Here is an 18,164-nt window from a genome sequence, read left to right as displayed (position 1 = left end):
GATGCATTTACTGGAAGATTTACGCGCTAACTCCTGGAATCCGCGCCCGTGCTTCATGGTGGTTTCTTACCGTATCGCCCATTTTTGCTCGGTCTGGCGTAAGAAAAACGTCCTGAACAACCTGTGGGCCGCGCCGGTGCTGATTATGTACCGCTTACTGACCGAATGCCTGTTTGGTTACGAAATTCAGGCCGCGGCAGTTATCGGTCGTCGCTTTACCATTCATCACGGCTACGGCGTGGTCATCAGTAAGTTTGCCGTTATTGGCGATGACTTCGCCATTCGCCATGGCGTGACCATTGGCGGGCGCGGCGGTATTGGCGGTCGTGATAAAAGTCAGTCGCGACCGGTGATCGGTAACCATGTCGAAGTGGGCGCCAACGTGATGCTTATCGGTCCTATTACTATCGGCGATAACGTGGTTATCGGCGCGGGCAGCCTGGTGCTGGACAGCGTGCCGGACAATGCGGTGGTGATGGGCGATAAGGCCAGAGTAAAGGTAGTGAAGTGAATATCTTACAATTTAATGTGCGCCTTGCAGAAGGCGGCGCGGCCGGTGTGGCGCTTGACCTTCATCAGCGGGCACGGGCAGCGGGTCTTTCTTCACGCTTTATATACGGCTACGGCAAAGGCGGCAAAAACAGCGTCAGCCATGACAACTACCCGGACGTAGTCAAACACACGCCGCGTCTGGTCTCTGTCGCCAATATTGTGCTGTTTCGTTTCCTTAACCGCGACCCGTTCGGCAATCTGAATAACCTTTATCGCACGGTGACGCGCAGCGAAGGGCCGGTGGTGCTGCATTTCCACGTGCTGCACAGCTACTGGCTCAACCTGAAAGAGGTGGTGGCGTTCTGCCAGAAGGTGAAGAGCCATAAGCCTGACGTGACCCTGGTCTGGACGCTGCACGATCACTGGAGCGTTACCGGTCGCTGCGCTTTTACCGATGGCTGCGAAGGCTGGAAAAGCGGCTGTAGCGCCTGTCCAACCCTGACCAACTATCCGCCGGTAAAGGTGGATCGCGCCGCCAGTCTGGTGGGCGAAAAGCGCGACCTGTTTCGCAGCATGCTGGGTCTGGGCTGCCGCTTTATTTCGCCAAGTAACCACGTGGCGGAGGCCTTTAACAGCCTGTATGGCGCCGGGCGCTGTAAGGTGATTAACAACGGTATCGACGTGGCCACCGAGGCGATTCTGGCGGATCTACCCGCCGTGGCTCCGGGGCAGGGGGCGCCGAAAGTCGCCGTGGTGGCGCACGATTTGCGCTACGACGGGAAAACCGATCAGAAGCTGGTGCGCGAGCTGATGGCGCTGGGCGATAAAATCGAGCTGCACACCTTTGGCAAGTTCTCGCCCTTTGAAGGACCGAACGTGATCAACCACGGTTTTATGACCGATAAGCGCGCTCTGATGAGCGAGCTGAACCAGATGGATTCTCTGGTGTTCAGCTCGCGGGTGGACAACTATCCGCTGATTCTGTGTGAAGCGCTGTCGATTGGGGTACCTGTTATCGCCACCCACAGCGACGCCGCCCGTGAAGTGCTGGCCAGAACCGGCGGGCGCACCTTTAGCGCGCAAGAGGTGGCGGCGCTGGCCCAGTTGCCGAAGGCGCAGCTGGCCCAGGCAGTCTTTGACTGCGACCTTGCGGCGTTTATGGCCGAATCGCGCAAGGCCTATAGCGGAAAACAGATGCTGGAGGAGTATGTCTCGTTCTATCAGAGTCTGTAGCTACCTGCTGTTACCCATTATCTATCTGCTGGTTAACGTTAAGCTGGTTAACCTGGGTGAAAGCTTCCCTGTCACCATCGTGACCTTTCTGCCGGTTATTTTGCTGCTGTTTATGGAACGCATCAGCCTGAAAAAGCTGATGATAGCACTGGGTATCGGCGCCGGGCTGACGTTGTTCAACTACATCTTCGGCCAGTCGCTGGATGCCAGTAAGTATGTCACCTCGACAATGCTGTTCGTCTATATCGTCATCATTATCGGGATGACCTGGAGCATTCGCTTTAAGACGGTTTCACAGCGTAACCATCGCAAATTGTTGAGAATGTTCTATATCGTTATCGGCATTGTGGTGAGTATCGCTGCGGTAGAGATGATTGAGATTATCCTTACTGGTGGAAGTAGCCTGCTTAAAACAATCTCTGGTTATTTGATATACAGTAATAGCTATGTTCTGAATTTTATTAAATTCGGCGGGAAACGTACTACGGCGCTCTATTTTGAACCCGCATTCTTTGCATTGGCATTAATCTCAATTTGGCTTTGCGTAAAGCAGTTCGGTATCAAAACCCCCAAGACTGATGCTATGATTTTGTTAGGCATAGTTCTTTCAGGGTCTTTCTCCGGGGTGATGACCTTTATTATGTTCTATCTGCTGGAGTGGGGCTTTAAGTACCTGAATGCCAACGCAATAAGGAAGAAGTTACCGCTGGCGATTATTTCGCTAGGGGCCTTTATGGTCGGGCTGGTATTTGGTTTCCCGTATATTGCTGACCGTATTGGTGATTTAGGGACCGAAGGATCGTCATCTTACTATCGTATTGTCGGGCCGCTGGTGATGGTCGGATACTCCCTGACCAATATTGATGGTGTAGTGCGATTTGGTTCTCTTTACGAATATGTCGCATCATTCGGAATTTTTAACGGTGCGGACGTCGGTAAAACCATAGACAATGGGCTGTATCTGCTAATCATCTATTTTTCATGGTTTGCGATTATTCTTACTGCCTGGTATATGGCACGGATTGTAAAAATGTTCCGCGGAGCCTTTGGCAATAACCAGAACTTCCGCGTACAGCTTTGGCTGTTTATGCCATTGTCGTTGTTTTTTACCGGCTCAATATTTAGTCCGGAATATGCGTTCTTAATCGTCTGTCCGTTTATTCTGCGTAAAGCGTTAAACAACACAGACTCCTTATGAGGTCAGATATGATTCTGTTAAGCGTGATTACTGTCGCCTGGAAAAATTATGAAGGGGTGGTGAAAACCTGGCAGTCGCTGGCTCATCTGGCAGATACCCCGGGGATCGAGTTCGAGTGGATCGTGGTAGATGGCGACTCGCAGGACGGTACCCGCGAATTTCTGGAAAACCTGAACGGACAGTACCAGTTACGCTACCTCAGCGAGAAAGATAACGGCATCTATGACGCCATGAACAAGGGCATTGCGATGTCTCGTGGGCGTTACGCCATCTTCCTGAACTCCGGCGATGTCTTCCACCAGAACGTCGGCGAAGTGGCGCAGCAGCTGGCGCAGCAAAAACAGGATCGCGCCATGTATCTTGGCGATGCGCTGTTGGATTTCGGCGATGGTAATAAAGTGCGTCGTAGCGCTAAAAGCGGCTGGTACATATACCACAGCCTGCCCGCCAGCCATCAGGCGATTTTTTTCCCGGTGAATGGGCTTAAGCAATATCCCTACGATCTGCAATATAAAGTCTCTTCCGATTACGCGCTGGCCGCCAGAATGTATAAAGAGGGCTACCCCTTTAAACGCCTCAAAGGGCTGGTATCTGAATTTTCTATGGGCGGCGTCTCGACCTCGAATAATCTTGAATTATGCCGCGATGCTAAAAAAGTACAGCGTCGGATATTGCGGGTACCTGGTTTTCTGGCTGAAATTTCATATCAATTTCGGTTACGGACCACCGGTAAAGCTAAGGCGCTGTATAACAAGGCATAACCGCACAGCATAAGGAAATAATATGCAGGAGTTAAGCGGATTCTCGGTGCCGAAAGGCTTCCGGGGAGGGCACCCTATTAAGGTTCAACTGTGGTGGGCGGTACAGGCAACGCTATTTGCATGGTCCCCACAAATACTCTATCGGTGGCGCGCTTTTTTATTACGGCTGTTCGGCGCACGAATTGGAAAAAATGTGGTTATTCGCCCATCGGTGAAAATTACCTACCCGTGGAAATTAACCCTTGGCGATTATGTCTGGGTAGGCGACGACGCGGTGTTATACAACCTGGGCGATATTTCCATCGGCGCTAACGCCGTGGTTTCACAGAAATGTTATCTGTGCACCGGCAGTCACGATTATATGAGCGAGCATTTCGATATTAACGCCACCCCAATTGTGATTGGCGAGAAATGTTGGCTGGCGACGGATGTCTTCGTCGCGCCCGGCGTTGAAATTGGCGCCGGCACCGTGGTGGGGGCCCGTAGCAGCGTATTTAAGTCGCTGCCGGCCAACGCCATTTGTCGGGGCAACCCGGCGCAGGTAGTACGCAATCGAACGCCGGAATAAATAAACGGCGTAGAAAAAACCAGGGTTTTTGCACACTCACGGCTCAATGTCGAGCCTGGCGCTAAGACATAGCCCGACATAATACAGAGGATAAAATTTTATGAGTAAAGTGGCTCTCATTACCGGCGTAACCGGGCAGGATGGCTCTTATCTGGCTGAATTACTGCTTGAGAAGGGGTATGAAGTGCACGGTATCAAACGCCGCGCGTCCTCCTTTAATACCGAGCGCGTCGACCACATTTATCAGGATCCCCATGCCAGCAACCCGAAGTTCCACCTGCACTATGGCGATCTGACCGACTCCTCTAACCTGACCCGCATTCTGAAAGAGGTGCAGCCGGACGAGGTCTATAACCTTGGCGCTATGAGTCACGTCGCGGTTTCTTTCGAATCGCCGGAATACACCGCGGACGTGGATGCCATCGGCACCCTGCGCCTGCTGGAAGCCATCCGCTTCCTGGGTCTGGAGAAGAAAACCCGTTTCTATCAGGCTTCCACTTCTGAACTCTATGGTCTGGTGCAGGAAATCCCCCAGAAAGAGACCACGCCGTTCTACCCGCGTTCTCCGTATGCGGTCGCCAAACTGTACGCCTACTGGATCACCGTCAACTACCGTGAATCCTACGGCATGTACGCCTGTAACGGCATTCTGTTCAACCATGAATCTCCGCGCCGTGGCGAAACCTTCGTGACCCGTAAGATCACCCGCGCTATCGCCAACATCGCTCAGGGTCTGGAGAAGTGCCTGTACCTTGGCAACATGGACTCCCTGCGTGACTGGGGCCATGCCAAAGATTACGTGAAAATGCAGTGGATGATGCTGCAGCAGGAGCAGCCGGAAGACTTCGTTATCGCAACGGGCGTTCAGTATTCGGTACGTCAGTTCGTGGAAATGGCGGCGGCGAAGCTGGGCATCAAACTGCGCTTTGAAGGTGAAGGCGTGGATGAAAAAGGCATCGTTGAATCGGTCACCGGTCATGACGCACCGGGCGTGGCGCCGGGCGATGTGATTGTCTCTGTCGATCCGCGTTACTTCCGTCCGGCGGAAGTGGAAACCCTGCTGGGCGATCCGACCCTTGCGCACGAAAAACTGGGCTGGAAACCGGAAACCACCCTGCAGGAGATGGTCTCCGAAATGGTCGCTAAAGATCTCGAAGCCGCGAAGAAGCACTCGCTGCTGAAGTCTCACGGCTATGAGGTGGCCATCGCGCTGGAGTCCTGAGCATGACGAAACAACGGATCTTTGTGGCCGGCCACCGTGGAATGGTGGGGTCGGCCATCGTCCGCCAGCTGGAGCAGCGCGGGGACGTTGAGCTGGTGCTGCGCGGTCGCGACGAGCTGAATCTGCTGGACGGCGCCGCCGTGGACGCTTTCTTTGCCCGCGAGGCCATCGACCAGGTTTACCTGGCGGCGGCCAAAGTGGGGGGAATTGTCGCCAACAATAGCTTTCCGGCGGACTTCATCTACCAGAACATGATGATCGAGAGCAACATCATTCACGCGGCCCACAGCCACAACGTGAATAAGCTGCTGTTCCTGGGATCGTCCTGTATCTATCCGAAGATGGCCAATCAGCCGATCAAGGAGAGCGAACTGCTGCAGGGCACGCTTGAGCCGACCAACGAGCCCTACGCTATCGCCAAGATCGCGGGTATTAAGCTGTGCGAATCCTACAACCGTCAGTATGACCGGGACTATCGCTCGGTAATGCCGACCAACCTGTACGGACCGAACGACAACTTCCACCCGAGCAACTCCCACGTGATCCCGGCGCTGCTGCGTCGCTTTCACGAGGCGACCCGGGAGAATGCGCCGGACGTGGTGGTGTGGGGCAGCGGTACGCCGATGCGCGAATTCCTGCACGTGGACGATATGGCGGCAGCCAGCATCCACGTGATGGAGCTGGATCGCGAAGTGTGGCAGGAGAACACCGAGCCGATGCTGTCGCATATCAACGTCGGCACCGGGGTGGACTGCACCATTCGCGAGCTGGCCCAGACCGTGGCCAAAGTGGTGGGCTATCGCGGCCGCATCGTGTTCGATGCCTCGAAGCCGGACGGCACGCCGCGCAAGCTGTCGGACGTCAGCCGCCTGCACAGCCTGGGCTGGTTCCATGAAATTGGTCTGGAGCCGGGACTGGCCAGCACCTATCAGTGGTTCCTCGAAAACCAGCAGCGGTTCCGGGGGTAAGGATGTTCCTGAGCGAGGCGGATTTCGCCACAGTGGTGCGTAGCACGCCGTTAATCTCCATCGATTTGATCGTGGAGAATGAACGCGGGGAGTTCCTGGTTGGGCGGCGTAACAACCGCCCGGCACAGGGTTACTGGTTTGTACCGGGCGGCCGCGTACAGAAGGACGAAACGCTGAGTTCCGCCTTCGGGCGTCTGACCCTGAATGAGCTGGGCAAAGCCTTTACCCTGGATGAGGGACGCTTTTATGGGGTCTGGCAGCACTTCTACGACGACAACTTTTCGGGAAGTGACTTTTCGACCCACTACATCGTGCTGGGTTTCCGGCTGACGGTGAAGGAGGGCGAGCTGCAACTGCCCACCGAACAGCATAACGACTATCGCTGGCTGTTACCGGACGCGCTGGTTGAGAACGATAAGGTCCATGACAACAGTCGCGCTTACTTCCTGGAAGAGCGCAAGCGCGAGGTTCCCGGTCTATGAAGATTCTGGTCTACGGCATTAACTACTCCCCGGAGCTGACCGGTACTGGCAAATACACCGGTGAGATGGTGGCGTGGATGGCTGACCAGGGCCACGAGGTGCGGGTGATTACCGCACCGCCTTATTACCCGGAGTGGCAGGTGCGTACTGACTACTCGGGCTGGAAATATCGAAAAGAGCAGGGGACGGCCACTGTCTGGCGCTGCCCGATGTATGTGCCGAAGCAGCCTTCGACCCTGAAGCGGCTGGTTCACCTGGGCAGTTTTGCCCTGAGCTCCCTGTTTCCGCTGCTGGCCCAGCGGCGCTGGAAGCCGGACCGGATCATCGGCGTGGTGCCGACCCTGTTCTGCACCCCGGGGATGCGGCTGCTGGCTGCACTTACCGGTGCCCGTACGGTGCTGCATATTCAGGATTATGAAGTGGACGCCATGCTGGGTCTGGGTATGGCGGGCAAAGAGAAGGGCGGCAAGGTCGCGCGGCTGGCCAGCGCTTTTGAGCGCAGCGGGCTGCACAACGTAGACCATGTCTCCACCATCTCCCGTTCGATGATGAATAAAGCCATCGAAAAAGGGGTGGCGCCTGAGCGTGTGATCTTCTTCCCCAACTGGTCGGAAGTGGCGCGCTTTCACGATGTCACTGCTGAGCAGGCCGATGCATTGCGCGACCGACTGGGGCTGGATGAACAGAAAAAAATCATCCTCTATTCCGGCAACATCGGTGAAAAGCAGGGGCTGGAGAATGTGATTGAAGTGGCTAAACGCCACAGCGACCGGCCCTGGCAGTTTGTGATTGTCGGCCAGGGGGGCGGTAAGGCCCGGCTGGCGCAGATGGTGGCCGATTACGGTCTGGATAACGTGAGTTTCCTGCCGCTTCAGCCTTATGAAGATTTGCCTGCGCTACTCAAGATGGCCGACTGCCATCTGGTGATTCAGCGCCGCGGCGCAGCCGATGCGGTACTGCCGTCGAAGCTGACCAATATTCTGGCGGTGGGAGGCAATGCGGTGATTACAGCCGAAGCGCCCACCGAACTGGGGCAGCTGTGCCTGGAGCATCCCGGTATCGCGGCCTGTGTAGAGCCGGAATCGGTGGATGCTCTGAGCGCAGGTATCGAAGCCTGCCTGTTAATGCCAAAACAGAACACGGTGGCACGTGAATATGCCGAACGCATGCTCGATAAAGAGAGCGTGTTAAGTCAATTTATTGCTGATATACGGGGATAACGATGAGTCAGTCACAACTCTATCCGGTGATCATGGCGGGGGGCTCCGGTAGCCGCCTCTGGCCCCTTTCCCGGGTGCTCTATCCCAAACAGTTCCTGTGCCTGAAAGGCGAACTCACCATGCTGCAGGCCACCATCAACCGCCTGAACGGCGTGGCCTGTGAAAGCCCGGTGGTTATCTGCAACGAGCAACATCGTTTTATCGTCGCCGAACAGCTGCGTCAGCTAAATAAGCTGACCGAAAACATTATTCTGGAGCCCGCCGGGCGCAATACCGCTCCGGCCATCGCCCTGGCGGCGCTGGCGGCGCGCCGCAGCAGCCCGGATCAGGACCCGCTGATGCTGGTGCTGGCCGCCGACCACATGATTGACAACGAAGCGGCCTTCCGCAATGCGGTGGTGGAAGCGATGCCGTTTGCCGAAAGCGGCAAGCTGGTGACCTTCGGCATTGTGCCGAATCAACCGGAAACCGGCTACGGCTACATTCGCCGCGGTGAAGTGTGCGATCGGGAGGCTGACGCCCTGGCCTTTGACGTGGCGCAGTTCGTGGAAAAACCGGACCTGGCTACCGCCGAAGGCTATGTCTCCTGCGGCGAATACTACTGGAACAGCGGCATGTTCCTGTTCCGCGCCGGTCGTTATCTGGAAGAGCTGGCGAAGTATCGTCCCGATATTATGCAAGCCTGCGAACAGGCGATGGCCGGTTGCGATCCCGATCTCGACTTCGTGCGGGTGGATGAAAAAGCGTTCCTCGCCTGCCCGGATGAGTCCATCGACTATGCGGTGATGGAAAAGACCGCCGATGCGGTAGTGGTGCCGATGGACGCAGGCTGGAGCGATGTTGGCTCCTGGTCGTCACTGTGGGAAATCAGCCAGCGCAGCGAAGAGGGCAACGTTCACCACGGCGATGTGATAAGCCATGGTTCGGAAAACAGCTACGTTTACGCCGAATCCGGCCTGGTCACCACCGTGGGCGTGAAGGATCTGGTCGTGGTACAGACCCGGGACGCGGTGCTGATTGCCGACCGCCATCAGGTGCAGGACGTGAAAAAAGTGGTGGAGCGCATTAAGGCCGACGGCCGTCATGAGCATCATATTCACCGCGAAGTCTATCGCCCCTGGGGCAAATATGACTCCATCGACGCCGGTCAGCGTTATCAGGTGAAAAGAATCACCGTGAAGCCGGGAGAAGGTCTGTCGCTACAGATGCACCATCATCGCGCCGAACACTGGATTGTGGTGGCGGGGACCGCGCAGGTCACCATCGACGATAAAGTCAGCCTGCTGGGCGAAAACGAGTCCATCTATATCCCGCTGGGGGCGACCCACTGCCTGGAAAACCCCGGCAAGATTCCACTGGAACTGATTGAAGTACGCTCCGGCTCTTACCTGGAAGAGGATGACATCGTGCGATTCCAGGATCGCTACGGACGCGTCTGACGCCCCAGGCCGGGGACCCCAATAAAAATCGCCTGCATGCTCTCCCTGGCCCGGGAGAGCGGGTGGGTGTTGCCAGAATAAGGGAAAATAACGATGACCAAACTAACCTGCTTTAAAGCCTACGACATTCGTGGCCGACTTGGGGATGAACTGAACGAGGATATCGCCTGGCGCATTGGCCGCGCCTATGGCGAGTACCTGAAACCGCAGACCATTGTGCTGGGGGGCGACGTGCGCCTGACAAGCGAGGCGTTGAAGCTGGCGCTGGCGAAAGGGCTGCAGGACGCCGGGGTGGATGTGCTGGATATCGGTCTTTCCGGCACCGAAGAGATCTACTTCGCCACTTTCCATCTGGGCGTGGACGGCGGCATTGAAGTGACCGCCAGCCATAACCCGATGGATTACAACGGCATGAAACTGGTGCGCAAGGGTGCTCGTCCTATAAGCGGTGACACCGGCCTGCGCGATGTCCAGCGCCTGGCGGAAGCTAACGACTTCCCGCCGGTCGACGAGTCACGCCGCGGCAGCTATAAGCAGCTCGACCTGCGCGACGCTTATATCGATCATCTGTTCTCTTACATCAATACCGCTAACCTGAAGCCGCTGAAACTGGTGATTAACTCCGGTAACGGCGCGGCGGGCCCGGTGGTGGATGCTATCGAAGCACGCTTTAAGGCGCTGAATTTGCCGGTCTCCTTTATTAAGGTGCACAACACGCCGGACGGTAACTTCCCGAACGGTATCCCCAACCCGCTGTTGCCGGAATGCCGGGCAGATACCAGCAATGCGGTGATTGAACACGGCGCCGATATGGGGATCGCCTTTGACGGCGACTTCGACCGCTGCTTCCTGTTCGATGAAAAAGGGCAGTTTATTGAAGGCTACTACATTGTCGGCCTGCTGGCGGAAGCCTTCCTGGAAAAAGAGCAGGGGGCGAAGATCATTCACGATCCGCGTCTTTGCTGGAACACCGAAGATGTGGTGACCGGCGCAGGCGGCGTACCCGTGATGTCGAAAACCGGCCACGCCTTTATTAAGGAGCGGATGCGCGCCGAAGACGCCATTTACGGCGGCGAGATGAGCGCCCATCACTACTTTCGCGACTTCGCTTACTGCGACAGCGGCATGATCCCGTGGCTGCTGGTGACGGAACTGCTGTGCCTGAAGGGTAAGACCCTGGGTTCACTGGTTGAAGAGCGCATTGCGGCCTTCCCGGCCAGCGGCGAAATCAACAGCAAACTGGCGGATCCTGCGGCTTCCATCGAGCGGGTAAAGCAGCGCTTTATCGATGAAGCTCAAGAAGTGGACTACACCGACGGGCTGAGCATGGCCTTCGGCGACTGGCGCTTTAACCTGCGTAGCTCCAACACCGAACCGGTGGTGCGTCTGAACGTGGAGTCCCGTGCCGATCGTGCACTGATGGCGGCCCGTACTGAAGAGATCGTGGCGTTACTGAATGGCCCGGAGCTGCGATAGTTTCCCCCCGGCCCTCCAGGGGGAGGGCCGGGAAGAGGTCGTTAACTGCCGCGTAAGGCAAAATACAGGAACAACGATGACGACTCTAAAAAAGCGTGAGCGATCTAAGACCAATGCATCGTTAATTTCTATGGTGCAGCGGTTTTCCGACATCAGCATTATGTTTGTCGGCTTGTGGCTGGTCTGCCGGATCAACGCGCTACCCTTCTTTTATGTCTACCTGCTGATGGCCCTGATGACTCTGGTGGTGTTCCAGATGATTGGCGGGATCACCGACTTTTACCGCTCGTGGCGCGGAGTGCGGATCTCGACAGAACTGCTGATGCTGCTACAGAACTGGACCCTGAGTCTGGTATTCAGCGCCGGACTGCTGGCCTTTAACGATGACTTTAAAGCCAGCTTCGGTATCTGGCTTAGCTGGTATCTGCTGTCCAGCACCGGTCTGGTGGTGTGCCGCTCCTGCATTCGCTATGGGGCGGGATGGATGCGCAACCACGGTTACAACACCCGTCGGGTGGCGATTGCCGGCACGCTGCCGGTGGGCGCCGAACTGATGGAAAGCTTCCGCAACGAGCCGTGGCTTGGCTTCGAGGTGATGGGGGTGTATCACGATCCGCATCCCGGCGGCGTACCGCCCTCCTGGGCAGGCAACTTCGACCAACTGGTAGAAGACGCCCGGGCTGGCAAGATCCACAACGTCTATATCGCCATGGCGATGAAAGATGAGGTTCACATCCGTAAGCTGGTGCGCTCCCTGAGCGATACCACCTGCTCGGTGATGCTGATCCCCGACGTCTTTACCTTCAATATCCTGCATTCCCGTACCGACGAGGTGAACGGGGTGCCGGTGGTGCCGCTGTTTGATACTCCGCTCAATGGAGTCAACCGCATCATCAAGCGGATCGAAGATATCGTGCTGTCGTCGCTGATTCTGCTACTGATCTCGCCGGTGCTGTGCGCCATTGCGCTGGCGGTCAAGCTGAGCTCTCCCGGCCCGATTATCTTCCGCCAGACCCGCTACGGGATGGATGGCAGAGCCATTAAGGTGTGGAAGTTCCGCTCGATGCGGGTGATGGAAAACGACGCCGTTGTGACGCAGGCCACGAAAGGCGATCCGCGCGTGACCCGGGTGGGCAACTTCCTGCGCCGTACCTCGCTCGATGAGCTGCCGCAGTTTATCAATGTCTTTATGGGCGGTATGTCCATCGTCGGGCCGCGGCCCCACGCGGTGGCCCACAATGAGCAGTATCGTTCCCTGATCGAAGGCTACATGCTGCGCCATAAGGTGAAACCGGGCATTACCGGCTGGGCGCAGATCAACGGCTGGCGCGGCGAAACCGACACCCTGGAGAAAATGGAAAAGCGGGTTGAGTATGACCTGGAGTACATCCGTGAATGGAGCCTCTGGTTCGATATCAAGATTGTGTTCCTGACCATTTTTAAAGGCTTTGTGAATAAAGCGGCCTATTAAGGGGTGCCTGTGAGTCTCAGAGAAAAAACCATCAGCGGCGCCAAGTGGTCCGCCATCTCCACGGTGATTATCATCGGTCTGGGGCTGGTGCAAATGACGATACTGGCGCGGATTATCGACAACCATCAGTTCGGTCTGTTGACGGTGTCGCTGGTGATCATCGCCCTGGCGGATACCCTTTCCGACTTCGGGATTGCCAACTCGATTATTCAGCGTAAGGAGATTGGCAATCTCGAGCTGACCACGCTCTACTGGCTGAACGTTGGGCTGGGTATTGTGGTGTTTATCAGCGTCTTTCTGCTGAGCGACTTTATTGCCGCCATGCTGCATAACCCGGATCTGGCATTGCTGGTTAAGACGCTCTCCTTCGCCTTTGTGCTGATCCCCCACGGCCAGCAGTTCCGGGCCCTGATGCAGAAAGAGCTGGAGTTTAACAAGATAGGCGCTATCGAAACCCTGTCGGTGCTGTTTGGCTTCTGCTTTACGGTTATCAGCGCCCACTTCTGGCCGCTGGCGCTGACCGCCATCCTCGGTTATCTGGTCAACACCGCAGTGCGTACCGCGCTGTTCGGCTGGTTTGGTCGTAAGATCTACCGCCCGGGCTTTCGCTTCGCGATTTCGTCGGTCTCTTCCAACCTGCGCTTCGGCGCCTGGCTGACCGCCGACAGTATCATCAACTACATCAATACCAACCTGTCGACCCTGGTACTGGCGCGTATTCTGGGCGCCGCAGTCGCCGGTGGCTATCAACTGGCGTGGAACGTGGCAGTGGTACCGCCAATGAAGCTGAACCCCATCATTACCCGGGTGCTGTTTCCGGCCTTCGCCAAGATTCAGGACGATATCGATAAGCTGCGGGTCAACTTTTTTAAGCTGCTGTCGCTGGTGGGGATTATTAACTTCCCGGCGCTGCTGGGGCTGATGGTGGTCTCGAATAACTTCGTACCGCTGGTGTTTGGCGAAAAGTGGAATTTTATTATCCCGATCCTGCAGCTGCTGTGCGTGGTGGGGCTGCTGCGCGCTATCGGTAATCCTATCGGCTCGCTGCTAATGGCCAAGGCGCGGGTGGATATCAGCTTTAAGTTCAACGTGTTCAAAATCTTCCTGTTTATTCCGGCGATTATCCTGGGCGGCAAATTTGGCGGGGCGCTCGGCGTCACCCTGGGCTTCCTGACGGTGCAGGTGATCAACACCATCCTGAGCTACTTCGTGATGATTAAGCCGGTGCTGGGCTCCAGCTATCGCGATTACATCCTCAGCATCTGGCTGCCGTTCCGGCTGTCGATTCCGACCCTGGTCGTCAGCTACGGGCTGGGTCTGGCGCTGAAGGGGCAGATGGCGCTGGGCGCGCTGCTGGCGCTGCAGATTATCGCGGGCGGGCTGGCCTTTGGCGCTGCGCTGATTTTGTCGCGCCATCCGCTGGTGGTGGAGCTTAAGCGGCATCTGCCCTTTTTCCCCTCACCCCGACCCTCTCCCCAGGGGGGAGAGGGAGAAAAGCCCTGAGGGGACGATTGTTGTTACAAGTTTACGCCGACCAACTCCCTCTCCCTTTGGGAAAGGGTTGGGGTGAGGGCATCAGTTGAAGAACCTGTTTAGAGGTCAGAGAATGAAAATATTGATTCTGGGCAACCACACCTGCGGCAACCGCGGTGATGGCGCCATTTTGCGTGGCCTGATTGACGCGATGAACCAGCTTGCTCCCGAAGCGGAGATTGATGTGATGAGCCGCTTCCCAACCAGCTCAACCTGGCTGCTGGGCCAGAAAGTACTGGGCGATCCGCTGTTTGAACAGCGCCGCCGCCTTAATAACGCCGCAGGCTTAGTGGGCCGGGTAAAAAAGGTGCTGCGCCGCCGCTATCAGCACCAGGTGCTACTGGCGAAAGTGACCGAAAGCGGGCGCCTGCGCAATATCTCTCTGCCGGAAGGTTTTACCAACTTCACGGCGCAACTCACACAGTATGACGCCATTATTCAGGTGGGCGGTTCGTTCTTTGTCGATCTCTACGGCGCGCCGCAGTTTGAACACGCGCTGTGCAGCTTTATGGCCAACAAGCCAGTGTTTATGGTGGGTCACAGCGTCGGCCCGTTCCAGGACCCGCAGTTTAACCAACTGGCGAACTACGTGTTCGGCCGCTGCGAAGCCCTGATTCTGCGCGAGCGGGTCAGTCTGGATCTGATGGAAAAAAGCCAGATCGACACCCGTAAAGTGGAGCAGGGGGTGGATACCGCCTGGCTGGTGGCCCATCACGACGAAGATTTTGTGGCCAGCTACGCAGTACAGCACTGGCTGGACAAAGCCCGGGGCGACAAGACCGTTGCGATTACTCTGCGCGAACTGTCGCCCTTCGACAAGCGGCTGGGCACCACTCAGCAGGCCTATGAGCAGGCGTTCGCCGGTGTGGTGAATCGAATCATCGACCAGGGCTACCAGGTGCTGGCGCTTTCCACCTGTACCGGCATCGACAGCTATAACAAGGATGACCGGATGGTGGCCCTGAAGCTGGCGCAACTGGTCGACCGCCCGGAACGCTTCCACGTGGTGATGGATGAACTCAACGACCTGGAAATGGGTAAAATTCTGGGCGCCTGCGACCTGACCGTGGGCACCCGTCTGCACTCTGCCATTATCTCGATGAACTTTAATACGCCAGCCATCGCGCTTAACTACGAGCACAAGTCCGCCGGGATTATGCAGCAGTTGGGGATGCCTGAGATGGCGGTGGATATCCGTCACCTGCTGGATGGCTCCCTGCAGGGCATGGTGTCCGACACCCTCGGTCAGTTGCCCGCCATTAACGACAAGCTGACCCGTGCCGTGGAGCGCGAGCGCGAGGACGGTATGAAGATGGTGGCCTCGGTACTGGAACGTATCCGGGGGGCGAAATGAAGGTTAGTTTCTTCCTGCTGAGATTCCCGGTAGCGTCGGAAACCTTCGTACTGAACCAGATAGCCGCGTTTATCGATATGGGTTACGAGGTGGAAATTGTCGCCATTCACAAGGGCGATATGACCAATACTCACGCGGTATTCGACCACTATCAGCTGGGCGAAAAAACCACCTGGCTGCTGGATGAACCCAACGGCAAGCTGGCTAAACTGAAGAGCCGGGCGATGAACACCCTGCGCGCTATCGGGCGCCTGCAAACCTGGCGGGCGCTGAACTTCGGTCGCTATGGCGACGAGTCGCGCAATATGATTCTTTCCGCCATCTGTGGCCGCCAGCCGTCGCCCCTGAGCGCCGATGTCTTTATCGCCCACTTCGGACCGGCGGGGGTCACCGCTGCCAAGCTGCGAGAGCTCGGGCTGCTGCGCGGCAAAATCGCCACCGTATTCCATGGGGTTGATGTGTCGCACCGCGATGTGTTGAATCACTACACCCCGGAGTATCAGCAACTGTTTAACCGCGGCGACCTGATGCTGCCTATAAGCCGGTTGTGGGCCAGCCGCCTGCAGCAGATGGGCTGCCCGGCGGAGAAGATCGCGGTATCGCGCATGGGGGTGAATATGGAGAAATTCAGCCTGCGCCCCCTGAAGGCTCCGGGTCAGCCGCTGAAGATGATTTCGGTGGCGCGCCTGACCGAGAAAAAAGGGCTGCATGTGGCCATTGAGGCCTGCCGCCTGTTACGCGAGCGCGGCGTTGATTTCCGTTACCATATCCTGGGCATCGGCCCCTGGGAGCGCCGGTTGCGCACCATGATTGAACAGTTCCAGTTGGAAGAGTATGTGGTGATGCCGGGCTTTAAGCCCAATCACGAAGTGAAGGCGATGCTCGACGAAGCCGATCTGTTCCTGCTGCCTTCGGTGACCGGCGCCGATGGCGATATGGAAGGTATTCCCGTGGCGCTGATGGAGGCCATGGCGGTAGGGATTCCGGTGGTTTCCACGCTGCACAGCGGTATTCCGGAGCTGATTGACGCCAATCGTTCCGGCTGGCTGGTACCGGAGTATGACGCCAGCGCCCTGGCCGACCGGTTAGCGCAGTTCGCCGATGTGGAACAGCAGGAACTGGGCGCCATGCTTAAGCGCGCCCGGGAAAAGGTCGAAAACGAATTTAACCAGCAGCGCATTTATCGCGAGCTGGCCAGTCTGCTGCAGACGCTGTAAACCCACGCCGATGTTATGAGGTTCTATGCACCCTAAACCCGATCAGGAAAATCCCCGTTTTTCCCTTACCCGCCGTAAGCTGCTGCTGACCGGTTCGGTACTGGCGGCAGCGCCGCTGTTCAACTCCCCGGTAGCGCGAGCCGTGGGGCGTAACGCCGAAGTCAACGTCAATGATTACTATCAGGGCGACTGGCCAGCCGCCTTTAAACAAGCCTTCCGGGAAAGTGATGTGGTGGTGGTTCCGGCAAACGTCAACTGCAAAAAGGTGAATGCGCGCATCTTTATGCCGGAAGGCAAAACCCTGAAGATTGCCGGTGCCATAAAAGGCAATGGCCGCGGGCGCTTTATATTGCGGGACGACTGTAAGATTGTTGGCGAAGGGAAGGGGCGGATGCACAATCTCTGCCTGGATGTGCGCGGCTCGAACTGCGAAATTCGCAATCTGGATATGAGCGGCCACGGGCCGGTGGCGCAGATCTACATTGGCGGCAAGCATAAGCAGGCGCCGATGATAGAAAATCTGACGATCGATAAACTTCACGTCCATAACGCCAACTATGCCATCCTGCGCCAGGGGGCGCGTAACCAGCTGCACGGCGTGCGTATCACCAACTGCCTGTTCAAGCGGCTGCAGGGGGATGCCATAGAGTGGAACGTGGCGCCCCACGACAGCAATATCCGCATCTCTGACCATGTGATCGAAGATATCAACTGTACTAACGGCAAAATTCACTGGGGCATCGGTATCGGTCTGGCGGGTAAAACCTACGACAACCGCTACCCGGAAGAGACCAGCGTAAAGAACTTTGTGGTGGCCAATATTCGCGGTCGCAACTGCCGCCAGCTGGTGCATGTGGAATGCGGCAAGCATTTCACCATCCGTAATATCAAGGCCGAAAACATCACACCGGCCTTCAGCCGCAAGGCGGGGCTCGACAACGCCACCGTGGCGCTCTACGCCTGCGATAACTTCACCGTTGATAACGTGGATATGGTCAACAGCGCCGGGGTGCTGATTGGCTACGGCACCAAACGCGGTAAGTATGTCGCCATCCCGCAGAACTTCCGTATTAACGATATCACCATGGATAACAGCAAACGCGACCTGCCGTGGAAGCTGCGCGGTATGGATATCTCCTGCGGTAACCCGGTCTCTTTTGTCTCCCTGACCAATATCAACCTGAAACACGCATCGCTACGGGTGCATAACAAGCCCCAGCACCTGTTTATGCGCAATATTAGTATCGTCCAACCCAAAGAGGATGGACCGGCGCTGGAGCTGAATTTCGACCTGCGTAAAGACGTGCGCGGCCAGTTTATGGCTAAAAAAGATACGCTACTGTCGATGGCTAATATAGACGCGGTAAACGAAGATGGCCAGAGCTCGGTAGACATTGACCATATCGACCATCAAAAGGTTAACACCGGTAAACTGAATTTCGTGGTACCGCAGGTGGCGAAGAAGTAATTTGACGAAAATTACCACGCTTTCTACAGATCGAAATTATCAAAATCACTGAGGGTACAGGT

The 18,164-nt window shown here is 56.6% G+C and carries 16 protein-coding genes; all 16 read left to right on the top strand.

From position 1 onward, the window contains the following. Position 1: 1 nt before the first annotated feature. The 16 genes from wcaB (at position 2) to wcaM (ending at position 18,102) form a co-directional block, all read left to right on the top strand. Entirely contained in the window at positions 2-511 is a 510-nt protein-coding gene (wcaB, locus tag FEM41_RS21590) for a colanic acid biosynthesis acetyltransferase WcaB (RefSeq protein ID WP_138099291.1), read from the top strand. After that, positions 508-1,725, top strand: a complete 1,218-nt coding sequence (gene wcaC / locus FEM41_RS21585; protein ID WP_138098307.1) for a colanic acid biosynthesis glycosyltransferase WcaC — start codon at positions 508-510, stop codon at positions 1,723-1,725. Before wcaB ends, wcaC begins: the two co-directional genes overlap by 4 nt. Continuing rightward, the gene (gene wcaD, locus FEM41_RS21580; RefSeq protein WP_138098305.1) at positions 1,700-2,923 is read left to right on the top strand and encodes a colanic acid polymerase WcaD; all 1,224 of its coding nucleotides are present in this window, start codon (positions 1,700-1,702) and stop codon (positions 2,921-2,923) included. The genes wcaC and wcaD overlap by 26 nt, the downstream gene beginning before the upstream one ends. 11 nt (positions 2,924-2,934) lie before the next feature. Further along, on the top strand, positions 2,935-3,684 hold the full coding sequence (gene wcaE / locus FEM41_RS21575; protein WP_138099290.1) for a colanic acid biosynthesis glycosyltransferase WcaE: 750 nt from the start codon (positions 2,935-2,937) through the stop codon (positions 3,682-3,684). 22 nt (positions 3,685-3,706) lie between these two features. Continuing rightward, positions 3,707-4,252: a colanic acid biosynthesis acetyltransferase WcaF gene (gene wcaF, locus FEM41_RS21570; RefSeq protein ID WP_138098303.1), complete on the top strand. Its 546-nt coding sequence runs from the start codon at positions 3,707-3,709 to the stop codon at positions 4,250-4,252. 100 nt (positions 4,253-4,352) lie between these two features. After that, positions 4,353-5,474 carry a GDP-mannose 4,6-dehydratase gene (gene gmd / locus FEM41_RS21565; protein WP_138098301.1) on the top strand — a complete coding sequence of 374 codons (1,122 nt, stop codon included), beginning with the start codon at positions 4,353-4,355 and terminating at the stop codon, positions 5,472-5,474. Between the two features lie 2 nt (positions 5,475-5,476). After that, positions 5,477-6,442, top strand: coding sequence for a GDP-L-fucose synthase (gene fcl / locus FEM41_RS21560; RefSeq protein WP_138098299.1), 966 nt, complete (start codon positions 5,477-5,479; stop codon positions 6,440-6,442). A 2-nt stretch (positions 6,443-6,444) separates the two neighbouring features. Then, positions 6,445-6,924: a GDP-mannose mannosyl hydrolase gene (locus tag FEM41_RS21555; RefSeq protein WP_138098297.1), complete on the top strand. Its 480-nt coding sequence runs from the start codon at positions 6,445-6,447 to the stop codon at positions 6,922-6,924. Further along, a complete protein-coding gene (gene wcaI, locus FEM41_RS21550) occupies positions 6,921-8,144 on the top strand; it encodes a colanic acid biosynthesis fucosyltransferase WcaI (RefSeq protein ID WP_138098295.1) in 1,224 nt (407 codons plus the stop codon). Before FEM41_RS21555 ends, wcaI begins: the two co-directional genes overlap by 4 nt. Before the next feature lie 2 nt (positions 8,145-8,146). After that, positions 8,147-9,583 (top strand): mannose-1-phosphate guanyltransferase, encoded by a 1,437-nt coding sequence (gene cpsB, locus FEM41_RS21545; RefSeq protein ID WP_138098293.1) that lies wholly within the window; start codon positions 8,147-8,149, stop codon positions 9,581-9,583. Positions 9,584-9,676: 93 nt separating this feature from the next. After that, complete coding sequence (gene cpsG / locus FEM41_RS21540; protein ID WP_138098291.1) at positions 9,677-11,059, top strand: colanic acid biosynthesis phosphomannomutase CpsG; 1,383 nt, start codon at positions 9,677-9,679, stop codon at positions 11,057-11,059. Positions 11,060-11,135: 76 nt separating this feature from the next. Next, positions 11,136-12,530, top strand: a complete 1,395-nt coding sequence (wcaJ, locus tag FEM41_RS21535) for an undecaprenyl-phosphate glucose phosphotransferase (RefSeq protein ID WP_138098289.1) — start codon at positions 11,136-11,138, stop codon at positions 12,528-12,530. Positions 12,531-12,539: 9 nt separating this feature from the next. Further along, positions 12,540-14,033 (top strand): MOP flippase family protein, encoded by a 1,494-nt coding sequence (locus tag FEM41_RS21530; RefSeq protein WP_138098287.1) that lies wholly within the window; start codon positions 12,540-12,542, stop codon positions 14,031-14,033. A gap of 103 nt (positions 14,034-14,136) precedes the next feature. Continuing rightward, the gene (gene wcaK, locus FEM41_RS21525) at positions 14,137-15,417 is read left to right on the top strand and encodes a colanic acid biosynthesis pyruvyl transferase WcaK (protein ID WP_138098285.1); all 1,281 of its coding nucleotides are present in this window, start codon (positions 14,137-14,139) and stop codon (positions 15,415-15,417) included. Further along, positions 15,414-16,634, top strand: coding sequence for a colanic acid biosynthesis glycosyltransferase WcaL (gene wcaL, locus FEM41_RS21520; protein ID WP_138098283.1), 1,221 nt, complete (start codon positions 15,414-15,416; stop codon positions 16,632-16,634). Before wcaK ends, wcaL begins: the two co-directional genes overlap by 4 nt. A 25-nt stretch (positions 16,635-16,659) precedes the next feature. Then, positions 16,660-18,102 (top strand): colanic acid biosynthesis protein WcaM, encoded by a 1,443-nt coding sequence (wcaM, locus tag FEM41_RS21515; protein ID WP_138098281.1) that lies wholly within the window; start codon positions 16,660-16,662, stop codon positions 18,100-18,102. Positions 18,103-18,164: the final 62 nt, after the last annotated feature.

The sequence above is a fragment of the Jejubacter calystegiae genome, assembly GCF_005671395.1.
In the GTDB taxonomy this organism is placed as follows: Bacteria; Pseudomonadota; Gammaproteobacteria; order Enterobacterales; family Enterobacteriaceae; genus Jejubacter; species Jejubacter calystegiae.
Note: the sequence above shows the minus strand (reverse complement) of the source record. Positions and strands in the feature narration are given on the sequence as shown.

Bases quoted from the DNA above. Each gene is read 5' to 3' on its own strand.
- wcaB (WP_138099291.1), top strand. From the start codon at position 2: ATGCATTTACTGGAAGATTTACGCGCTAACTCCTGGAATCCGCGCCCG.
- wcaD (WP_138098305.1), top strand. From the start codon at position 1,700: ATGTCTCGTTCTATCAGAGTCTGTAGCTACCTGCTGTTACCCATTATC.
- wcaF (WP_138098303.1), top strand. From the start codon at position 3,707: ATGCAGGAGTTAAGCGGATTCTCGGTGCCGAAAGGCTTCCGGGGAGGG.
- gmd (WP_138098301.1), top strand. From the start codon at position 4,353: ATGAGTAAAGTGGCTCTCATTACCGGCGTAACCGGGCAGGATGGCTCT.
- fcl (WP_138098299.1), top strand. From the start codon at position 5,477: ATGACGAAACAACGGATCTTTGTGGCCGGCCACCGTGGAATGGTGGGG.
- FEM41_RS21555 (WP_138098297.1), top strand. From the start codon at position 6,445: ATGTTCCTGAGCGAGGCGGATTTCGCCACAGTGGTGCGTAGCACGCCG.
- wcaI (WP_138098295.1), top strand. From the start codon at position 6,921: ATGAAGATTCTGGTCTACGGCATTAACTACTCCCCGGAGCTGACCGGT.
- cpsB (WP_138098293.1), top strand. From the start codon at position 8,147: ATGAGTCAGTCACAACTCTATCCGGTGATCATGGCGGGGGGCTCCGGT.
- cpsG (WP_138098291.1), top strand. From the start codon at position 9,677: ATGACCAAACTAACCTGCTTTAAAGCCTACGACATTCGTGGCCGACTT.
- wcaJ (WP_138098289.1), top strand. From the start codon at position 11,136: ATGACGACTCTAAAAAAGCGTGAGCGATCTAAGACCAATGCATCGTTA.
- wcaK (WP_138098285.1), top strand. From the start codon at position 14,137: ATGAAAATATTGATTCTGGGCAACCACACCTGCGGCAACCGCGGTGAT.
- wcaL (WP_138098283.1), top strand. From the start codon at position 15,414: ATGAAGGTTAGTTTCTTCCTGCTGAGATTCCCGGTAGCGTCGGAAACC.
- wcaM (WP_138098281.1), top strand. From the start codon at position 16,660: ATGCACCCTAAACCCGATCAGGAAAATCCCCGTTTTTCCCTTACCCGC.